We start from the raw sequence: 5,754 nt of genomic DNA, 5'->3' as shown, positions 1-5,754 counted from the left end.
CGCCATTCGAGTCGCAGATCGCGTTGACGAGCAGCGCGTAGCCCTCGCCAATCTCAAAGTTGCCGTTCTCTCCGGCGAGGCGAAGCCCTCGACCGTTCCGCGGGGAACGAAGGCCCAGTGCCGCGGAGCGTCGGGGGACACGCTGGGCTGCCGGGCCCAGTTGCCCTTGATGATCGGACCGTCTGTGCGGATGGATCCACACGCGGGGGCCGGCTTCGAGACGTTCGGCCGCGCGTGGCGGCCCGGTCATACGCGCGCTATGACCTGATTGCAAGGGGCGAAGTGGTCATAGCTTGAGGGTCTATCGTGGCCAGAATGAAAAGGGTCACGCACGCGGGTGGATCGATCGTCACGGGGAGCGCGGTCGCCGACGCCCTGCTCGACTACGCAACACAGATGGACCGGTGGGCCAAGAGCGTGGCCGTCGATATCGCGGTGCTCGAGGATGACGGCACGGTCAACGTGCACACGATCCTGCTCGGTTCGGCGAGCGTACTCGTCACCTCGGAGATCGACGGCCCGGTCGACATCGCCGAAGAGAGCCGCTTCCCGATGCCGGTCTTCCCCGCTCTGGGTGCCGTCGCCGTGCCGATGTCCCAGACGGAGGCGGACACCTCCGCGGAAAAGCTCTCTCACGTGATCGACTCGATCGAAGCAGACCACGAGAGCGCGGAGGGGGACGACCCGCACCGGCAGCCGTAGCTTCCGAGCGCGGTCGCTGGTGGTCTGCCTAGCTCGCGCGAGCGTTGCTGGTGCGCTCCGCTCGCGTGGGCGTTGCTGGTGCGCTCCGCGCGAGCGTCGCGGCGCTGGCCACTGCTGCACTGCCGCACCGCCCCCGCCGTGTCGCCAAAGTCGGAACCCGGCAGCCACGAGCCGCTTCCGCACCCTGAATCACCACCCCGCGGCACCCAGTTCCGACTTTGGCGACGCCGACTCGCGCAGAACCCGCATCACCCTCCCCGCCACCCGCTGCCCATCCCGGGCGGGCGCGACGATCGTCCCACGCCGGCCCGCGGCATCCGGCACGTCCTCGACGCCCAGCACCTGCACCCGCTCGCGGTGCCGGTGCCAGATCGACGCGGTCCAGGCGCAGAGCACCGCGTCGAGCATGTCCTCCCGGTGCTTGTAGGCCGCATCGACCAGCGGCGATGGCTCGAGCAGCGAGCGCGACACCTCGTGCGAGGCGATGTGCAGCGGGGGAGTGGCCGTGGCGAGCGTGCCCATCCGCCGGATGAGCTCGTCACAGGCATCCGCCCGCGCCTGCCGCCGCAGCGCCGAGGGCAGCGACCGGTCGAACCGCTTGTACCGGGGACGCTTTTCCTCGTACCCCAGCTCCGCCATCCCAACGATGGTCGTGTACGGGTAGCACTCGAACATCGTGCGCACGAGCGGGGAGGGCGGGTGGATGCCGTCGCTGTAGACGAATCCGAGCGCCTCGAGCTTCGTCCGCAACGCCACCCCGCCCTGCCAGCCCAGCGCGGTGTTGCTGGCGTTCGCGGCAACGTGCCAGCTCCCGTAGCCCATGCCGACCTGCCGCTCGCACAGTCGCATGCCGGAAGCGTTATGCACGACGAGCGGCGCATCGATCGCGATCACCGCAGCGGGCGACGCGACCTCGACGATCCACTCGGCGACCGCGTCGATGCCGCGCGCCCAGCCGGCGTGCAACACGGTTCCGGTCTCATCGATGAGCGCGAGGCCGGTCTCCTTTGCGGGGCGCTTGGCGGTGCCCTCGCCCCACGCGAGGTCGATGCCGAGGTAGTGGGTCATGTTCGCTTTCTGTGCGAGTGGAAGGTGCCGTATCGAGGCCCGAAGCGATCGTCCTGAAAGCACCCTGTTACCGTCAAGAGTCAGAGCAGATGCCCTGAAGCCACACCGTCGTAGCAATTCTGGGGGATTTCCTTGTCATCACGCACCGAGAAACGAGCGACCGGACTGGTCGCGGCGTTCATGCGGCCGATCAACTCTCTCGTCGAGAGATTCATCCCCAGCGCCCTCGTCTTCGTCATCGCGCTCACCGTCCTGGTGGCCATCCTGGCCCTTACCCTGACCGACACCGGCCCTGTCGACGTCATCCGCAGCTGGGGCGACGGACTCGCGGGCCTCCTCGCGTTCATGACCCAGATGGCGCTCGTACTCCTTCTCGGCCACACCCTCGCCAACACCCGGCTCGTACGGCGGCTGCTCAGCAAGCTCGGGGGCGTGCCGCGCAACGCGGTGCAGGCCTACGCGTTCGTCTTCGTCGTCGCATCCATCGCCTCGCTCATCACCTGGGGCCTCGGCCTCGTCGTCGGTGGGCTGCTCGCCAAGGAGGTCGCCGCCCAGCTGCGCGGCCGCGGCGTCGCGCTGCACTTCCCGCTGCTCGTCGCCGCCGGATACTCGGGCTTCGTCGTCTGGCACATGGGCTACTCCGGATCGGGCCCGCTGACCGCCGCGACCGAGGGCTCGTTCCTCGCCGAGCAGATCGGCCGCACTATTCCGCTGACCGAGACCACCTTCTCGCTCTGGAACATCCTCGCTGCCGTCGCGACCATCGTTGTAGTCGCACTCGCGCTCACCCTCGTCGCCCCGCGCAAGGGCGCGCCGATCTTCGAGCTGGCCTTCGACGCCCGCGAGGCGGATGCCGCGCCCGACGAGGTCGTGACGCCCGCCGACCGGCTCGACGCGAGCCGCATCCCGACCCTGCTCATCGGGCTCGCGCTCGTCGCCTACCTCGTCATCCACTTCGTGAATGGCGGAACCCCGACCCTCGACATCGTCAACTGGACGTTCCTCGGCCTCATCTTCCTGCTGGTGCGCAACCCGTTCGAGCTGATCAGGCTCGTGAAGGATGCCGCGTCGAACGTTGGCGATATCCTGCTGCAGTTCCCGCTGTACGCCGGAATCCTCGGCATGATGACCGGGTCGGGCCTGATTGCCGTCTTCTCGGACTTCTTCGTCGGCATCTCGACGCCAGCCACCTTCGGTCTGCTCGCGCTGCTCTCCGCGGGACTTGTGAACTTCTTCGTGCCGTCTGGAGGCGGGCAGTTCGCCGTGCAGGGTCCGATCATGCTGGATGCCGCGGAGCGTCTCGGCGTCGATCCGTCGGTCGCGATCATGGCCGTGTCGTACGGCGACCAGTGGACGAACATGATCCAGCCGTTCTGGGCGCTGCCGCTGCTCGCGATCGCCGGGCTGAAGATCCGCGACATCCTGGGCTACACGACCGTGACGTTCCTGGCTTCGGGGCTCGTATTCGCGGCGACCATGCTGATCGTGGGGGCTGGGTAGCGGGTCGCTTCGGGTGGCGCGCGCCGGCGGACCTACGTGAGCGCATCGCCTGGCGCCAGCGCCGCCCGCACTTCGACGAACCGCACCAGGAAGCGGCGTTCGTCGAGCTTCTTGCGACGCATCCAGCTCGTCACCTCGTCGTTGCTCTTGCTCGCGTTGCACGGCCCGCAGGCGGGCACGATGTTGTCGAGCGTGTAGCGCCCGCCGCGCGCGATCGGCTGAACGCAGTCCCGCTGCAGCGGGCGGTCGCTCGCACCGCAGTAGGCGCATCCGCCCCAGAGCCGCCGCAGCGTCGCCCACTGCCCCGGAGTCAGGTCGTGCTCGACCAGCGCCATGCGCCGCGCGCGGCGACGGGCCGCCTTGGCGGCGCGGCTGTTCGTATGGGGCACGGGATTCAGCGTAGGCGGATGCCGGGGCGGAGGAGTCCGCAGGCATGCACGGAAAGCACCGCACCCATCGCGTCGCCGCCGAACGCCTCTCCCGACTCCGCGCCCTCGGCGACAGGATCTCGTCCCGCGCCCAGGACCACCCGACCGGCTCCCGGGAGAGGGCGGAGAGCCCGCGCCGGGCGGGCCTGGCGGCGTTTGACTTGTTTGGGATGGCGATGGGCGGTTCCAGCCCCACATGTTCCCTTTAGGTTCCGGCTGGGGCTGCGAGTGCGGCTTGGGTCTGCATACTGAAGAGTTTCATCAGGTTGTGGCAGCCCGCGATCAGATTCCACTCGTGCCGGGCCTGCTCCAACCCGCGCAGGAGCACGAACTTCCCCTGCCTAGCGTGAATCTGACCGAACACGGATTCCACGATCGCTTTGCGCCTGGCATACACCGCCCGGCCTCTTCTCGTTTTCAGTTTCCGAACCTTTCGTTCTCGCAGCGTGGCGTCTGCAGGGATCCGCCCGCGGGGGACATCACGGACGCGTCCACCATGCTTGACCCGGCCGGTCGCGATGAAGATCTCGGTCGCGCCGGCCGTGGCCGCTTCGATCGTCTTGGCGTACTCAAGGTTCGTGTTCGAGCAGTACCCGGCATCGAAGAGGATCTGGCCGGGCAGGGCACCCATCAAAGCCCGGGTATTTTCGACCATCGGCTGGACCTGTTCAACATCGACCCCGATATTCGTCAACTCGGTCGCGACGATGACCTGGTAACCCGAATCGACGGCGCCCTGCGCGTTGTAGCAGTAGTGGAATGATCAGTTCCGGGTGGTTGGTGAGCTGTTGGTGTCCGATTTGTGGATGACTGGGGCGTCCGGGGACTTCTTCGTCATGCTGAAGGCTCAAGGCGGAGCCCAGGACTTGTCCGTGTTCGTCGATGAGTCCGATGCAGCGGGGTGGCAAGACCGTACAAAGGTCGAGATGATCGTGGAAATGGTTGGGGCCACGATCAACGGTGAGACCACAAATGGCTGGCTGAGGGGCAGTCCGTGAAGACGACCCTGTCACCGAGTCAACCCCGTCCGCTTCAGGACCAGCAGGAATACTGCTGCGCGCAGAGCAGACGATCAGCGGGTGGATTTTGACGGAGCTCCCGGACACGGTTTTGAGAGCGCTCCACGACTTAGAGGGGTGCCCGCAGGGGAACGTTAACAGACGCACTTTGGGCATCTCCTCATCGACTGCGACCGAATGATGCACGGTCGCAGACTACCCATTGAACCAAGACAAACTCACTTAATATCGGTAGAACCTCACATCATCGTGGCTCTCAAATCGGCGGATTCTTGACCCGGTCGCTATCACCACACCAATGTAGAAATTCTCGCTGACGTCGTCTTCCTTCGTCAGGAAAGAGAACGTTACTGAATGCCCTCGATCTACTTCGTCTCGCATGGTGGAGACGTACTGAGACCGCTTTGTCATTTGGATGTACCAGATGACGGGTATTCCATCGGCGCTATAGGCTGACGCGGTAAACGTCAACAGGTCACCCACATCGACGCGCCTCGACGGGATCGCATAGTGAACGTCCTCGCCTGGCGTCCCAAAGCTATCCGTGACCTTCTCAATACTGGGGTAGTAGTTCGAAGGGGACTGATAAGACCGATCATGCGGCAATGCATAAAGCGGATGCGTTGACGAAGGTCAAATGATCAGGGTGCAATGACGAAGGGCGGTACACCCATGCGGGTGTTCACGATCGGTCACTCCACTCGCGGGTTTGATGAGGTGGTTGCAATGCTGCATGCGAATGAAGTGACTGATCTGGTTGACGTGCGTTCGTTTCCGTCGTCGCGGAAGTTCCCGCAATGGAACTAAGACGCAATTGCGGGTGCGTTACCTGCGGACGTGACCTACCGGTGGGCCAGGGACCTCGGCGGTCGCAGGCATACCCCTGCCGGTGTGCCAAGTCCAAACGGTGCGTGGAGGGTCAAGGCATTCCGCGATTATGCCGACTACATGATGACGGATGAGTTTCACTCAGGGCTTGCTGAGCTGCTGCAGGTCGCAAATGACTCGGCGCCGGCGATCATGTGCAGTGAGGCCGT

8 protein-coding genes are annotated in these 5,754 nt (G+C 65.5%); 5 read left to right on the top strand and 3 right to left on the bottom strand.

The window, feature by feature from the left end:
- Positions 1-268: hypothetical protein (locus tag LH475_RS02070; RefSeq protein ID WP_297412746.1), on the top strand; the 268-nt coding region annotated here is incomplete at its 5' end.
- 47 nt (positions 269-315) lie between these two features.
- Positions 316-702 carry a hypothetical protein gene (locus LH475_RS02065; RefSeq protein ID WP_297412745.1) on the top strand — a complete coding sequence of 129 codons (387 nt, stop codon included), beginning with the start codon at positions 316-318 and terminating at the stop codon, positions 700-702.
- 189 nt (positions 703-891) lie between these two features.
- Here the strand turns inward: LH475_RS02065 and LH475_RS02060 are convergent, their stop codons facing one another.
- Positions 892-1,770, bottom strand: a complete 879-nt coding sequence (locus LH475_RS02060) for a DUF429 domain-containing protein (protein WP_297412744.1) — start codon at positions 1,768-1,770, stop codon at positions 892-894.
- 180 nt (positions 1,771-1,950) lie between these two features.
- On the opposite strand from LH475_RS02060, the gene LH475_RS02055 reads away from it, so the two are divergent.
- Positions 1,951-3,270, top strand: coding sequence for a TIGR00366 family protein (locus tag LH475_RS02055; protein ID WP_297412747.1), 1,320 nt, complete (start codon positions 1,951-1,953; stop codon positions 3,268-3,270).
- Between the two features lie 32 nt (positions 3,271-3,302).
- Here LH475_RS02055 and LH475_RS02050 read toward each other — a convergent pair whose 3' ends face one another.
- Entirely contained in the window at positions 3,303-3,659 is a 357-nt protein-coding gene (locus LH475_RS02050) for an HNH endonuclease (protein WP_297412743.1), read from the bottom strand.
- 244 nt (positions 3,660-3,903) lie between these two features.
- Positions 3,904-4,407: a transposase gene (locus LH475_RS14475; RefSeq protein ID WP_366145579.1), complete on the bottom strand. Its 504-nt coding sequence runs from the start codon at positions 4,405-4,407 to the stop codon at positions 3,904-3,906.
- Positions 4,408-4,504: 97 nt separating this feature from the next.
- Here LH475_RS14475 and LH475_RS02040 point away from each other — a divergent pair, with 97 nt between their 5' ends.
- On the top strand, positions 4,505-4,696 hold the full coding sequence (locus tag LH475_RS02040; protein ID WP_297412741.1) for a hypothetical protein: 192 nt from the start codon (positions 4,505-4,507) through the stop codon (positions 4,694-4,696).
- Between the two features lie 858 nt (positions 4,697-5,554).
- Positions 5,555-5,754: DUF488 domain-containing protein (locus LH475_RS14470; protein WP_366145578.1), on the top strand; the 200-nt coding region annotated here is incomplete at its 3' end.

The sequence above is a fragment of the Cryobacterium sp. genome (assembly GCF_026786305.1).
Lineage (GTDB): Bacteria > Actinomycetota > Actinomycetes > Actinomycetales > Microbacteriaceae > Cryobacterium.
Note: the sequence above shows the minus strand (reverse complement) of the source record. Positions and strands in the feature narration are given on the sequence as shown.